Source organism: Roseiarcus sp. (assembly GCF_052145395.1).
Taxonomy (GTDB): domain Bacteria; phylum Pseudomonadota; class Alphaproteobacteria; order Rhizobiales; family Beijerinckiaceae; genus Roseiarcus.
Window position 1 is genome coordinate 1 of sequence record NZ_JBKQOT010000600.1, and the last position, 3,497, is coordinate 3,497.

Below are 3,497 nucleotides of genomic sequence, written 5' to 3' on the forward strand. Positions count from 1 at the left end.
ATAGGTGGGTGCTTCCGCAGGCTTGGTCATTATGACGCTTTTCGTCCGAAAACTCTACCTTGAGCGGACGCAACGCCCCGGACAACTGATGCAGAACGTAACCGTAATACTCTTTTGCGCGGCGGCCCTGGCAGAGAAGACGGGAGCGTTTGACCAGGCAGCGAAGGCGCCGCCAAAGAGCCGCCGTCTAAGATCGCCCCTCCATGCTGTCGCCGAGGCGTTTCGCAATCACCGATTTCCCCATCGGAAAGCGCCGGAACTGTCTCGCCTTGCGCGCCAAGCGCCGCAGCTTGTGACGGCCGCTTTGCTCCCCAGCCCGAACACTCGCTCGGCGCCGAACTGGACTCGGGCCGAACCCCGCGAGGAGAAGCGCGGCGGCTCCTCTCTCGACGGCCTCCGCGACGTCAGGCTCAAGCGTATCGAGCCGCAAATTGAGCTCGGTCGCGACTGCGGCCAATCCGACATCGCGATAAAGATTCGATAGCGCCCTCCGGCCATTGCTGACTTCGCCAGGGGTTCGCACATCGGCGGTAAGGTCGGTAGTCAAATCGCAGTCTCCAAGCGAAACTGTAAGAGACAACTGGCGCAGGCGCTCGTGGCGGGGATTGTTTTACAATCGGCCATTCCCGCTTAGTAGCAAACAACTATTCGAATGAGGCCGCTCGCTCAACTGAACCTATGTGAGTGGCCGGCATATAAAGGGATTGGAGAGCCATACGGAGGTTTGCAACGAGCGTTTGTCGAAGACGCTCACCGACAGGCGACGGCTCATGCAGGCCGGGACTCCCAGCGCTCCGGCGGCGCCGGACATTCCCGATCCAAAGAACACCAAAACAAGTTATTTTCATTTTCCGAACGTACGGCTATGCTCTGGTCGTGCGTAAGGCGGTTCTCGCGCGATCCGGTCTTGCGGCGGACGCTGTCGTCGGCCGTCCCTGCCCCCGTGCGGAATGCGCCGCGACGTTTTTTGCCGAAACTCGCCGCCAAGCTCTTGAGATATCGCGATTCACGGGTGAGATTCGACCGCGATTGGAGCGCCGAACAGGGTCCGAACGAGAGCCGAACGCGGGTCGAACGGGCGTTGAAGCGAGCGTGAAGGCAACGATCCCGACGATGTCGCCGCTCCCGGTCCCGCCCGCGCCACGCCCGGCCCCTTGCGAGAACGAGCGCTGATCGCTTGGAGCACAGAAGCAATCGCTTGAGCTGATGGGAGCGTTCAAACCCGCTGATAGACTTGAATTGTTCTCGTCCTATTCCTAATTCCTGAAAGAAATCGGCTTGCGTCGAGAGTTCTTCTTCGCCATCGTCGAGGATCAGTATTTCGCCGGCCGACCCTTTTTTGTTTGCACTGGAGCCCTTCATGTCCATCCGACCCGTCAAACGCGTCAACCTCAGCCGCCCGACCCTCGAGGGCGCGGGCGTGCGCCTGCGCCGCGCCTTCGGCTTCGGCGACACCTCCGACTTCGATCCGTTCCTGATGATGGACGATTTCCGCGGCGACAACCCAGCCGACTATCGCGCCGGCTTCCCGTGGCATCCCCATCGCGGCATCGAGACGATCACCTACGTCCTCGCCGGCTCCGTCGAGCACGGCGACAGCCTCGGCAACCACGGCAAGCTCGGCGCCGGCGACGTCAGTGGATGACCGCCGGCAGCGGCATCATGCACCAGGAAATGCCCGCGGGCGACGCCAAGGGCCGCATGCACGGCTTCCAGCTGTGGGCGAACCTGCCGGCCCGGCTGAAGATGACCAGGCCCCGCTATCAGGACGTCCCGTCCTCGGCGATCCCCGAAGTCACCGACGACGACGGGACGACCGTGCGGGTCATCTGCGGCGAGTTCTGGGGCAAGACCGGCCCGGTCGACGGCGTCGCCGCGGAGCCGCGCTATCTCGACGTGTCGGTGCCCGCCGGCAAGGGAAAGCGCCTCAAGGTCGAGGACTACCGGCAGGCCTTCGCCTACATCTTTGAGGGCTCGGCCGACTTCACCGACGCCTCCGAGCCGCTCGGCGTGCTCAGCGAGGCCGAAGTCGACGGCCGGGACGTCCTCGTCCGCGACAAGGTCGGCAACCGCTCTCTGGTCGTGTTCGGCGCGGGCGACGAGATCGTCGTCCAGGCGGGCGACGAGGGCGCACGGTTCCTGCTCGTCTCCGGCCGCCCGTTGCGCGAGCCGATCGCCTGGCACGGGCCGATCGTGATGAACACCGACGCGGAAATCCGTCAGGCGATGTCGGACCTGCGCGACGGGTCGTTCATCCGGCCCGTTTGAGCCGAACGCCTTTCCCGGCGATCGGCGAATATCGTTGTGGATCGGCGCGACCCGGCATAGCCGGGCCCGCCGCGGCGAGGTAGGTTCGCAAGACCCGACCCCGTTCCGAGCGACTCATGAAAAAGCCAGCCGCCAAGCGCAATAAAGTTGCGCGCAAAGCCGACAGCAAGCGCGGGAGTCCGCTCGATACGCTCCTTTCGGGACTGGACGGCGATCTGCTTCGGCGATTGCTGCTCGATGGCCCCCTGACCGAAGAGCGTTCCATCGAGGACATGATCGGGACGTTCCTCGATGCCGATCCCGACAAGCCGGAGGACTTTCCGGAGGCGGAGGCAATGTCCGAGCTCTCCGAGGAGCTCGACCGGTTGCGAGTCGATGCCAACGGCGGCGACAAGGAGGCGCGCGAAGCGTTGACTCGCGCCCGCCACATGATCGCCGAAGCGGCGCGTCGGGGCGCCATCCATCCGGCAATCCTGATGATTCTCGGGCGGGTGTTCGCGGGGTCCCACGTCGACATCGGCGGAGAGGCGCGGGCGTCCATGGGCCGGATTGTCGCGGCGGGTCTGCTCCACGAGCCGGGCGAGGAGGCCTATCGCGAGCTCGTGCAGCCGCTGATCAAGGATCTCGTGGGTGACGACTTCGGGTTGCACGAGGAGATTCGCTCTCTGTCCGCAATCTTTCCCGAGGACTACCGGTCGCGCCTCGTCGAGTCCTTCGCCGCCGATTCTGCCGAGCGGGCTCGCCGAAGCGCCGTGGGCTTCCTGCTCGATGGCGAGGAATCGACCGCGCTTGCGGCAATTCGTGGGCTTTCCGCTTCTGCTCAGCGCGGCGAGTTCGATGACATCGACCGACGACGGATTGCGCTGATTCGCCCATGGCTTTCCTCCGCCCGGCTGAAGGCGCTGGATCGGGCCTTTCCGCCCGCGGCTTTCGCCCGGGAACGGACGGCTGCGCAGGTCGTGAAGACGACGGCTTCGGCCTGCGACGGATCGGGCGCAGCGAGTCTGATCGCAACGGTCAAACGCGGCGCTCGCTTCGATGTCGTCGCGCTGATGACCAAGCCGTCGGGGCTCGTCGAATCTTACTTGATGGAGGAGCTCTCCAAGGCCGAAGCCGCGCAAATCGCGAACAACGCCCGCGGCGTCGTGGCCTCGGCCGAGGCGCCGCTCGAATCTTGGCTTCGACTGGTTCGGCTGGCGCTGGGACGGAATCTCGCAGGAGGCGCGCCG

Annotated in this window: 2 protein-coding genes and 1 pseudogene; 2 read left to right on the forward strand and 1 reads right to left on the reverse strand. The window is 64.8% G+C overall.

Annotated elements, in window-relative coordinates; genetic code table 11:
- Positions 1-768: 768 nt before the first annotated feature.
- Complete coding sequence (locus ACLP25_RS20625; RefSeq protein ID WP_442471023.1) at positions 769-1,368, reverse strand: hypothetical protein; 600 nt, start codon at positions 1,366-1,368, stop codon at positions 769-771.
- Between ACLP25_RS20625 and ACLP25_RS20630 the strand changes: the two are divergent.
- Positions 1,361-2,268, forward strand: a pseudogene (locus ACLP25_RS20630) (pirin family protein). The gene ACLP25_RS20625 and the pseudogene ACLP25_RS20630 sit on opposite strands and share 8 nt — an antisense overlap.
- Positions 2,269-2,384: 116 nt before the next feature.
- Positions 2,385-3,497 (forward strand): hypothetical protein (locus ACLP25_RS20635; RefSeq protein ID WP_442471024.1); only part of this gene is annotated, 1,113 nt, incomplete at its 3' end.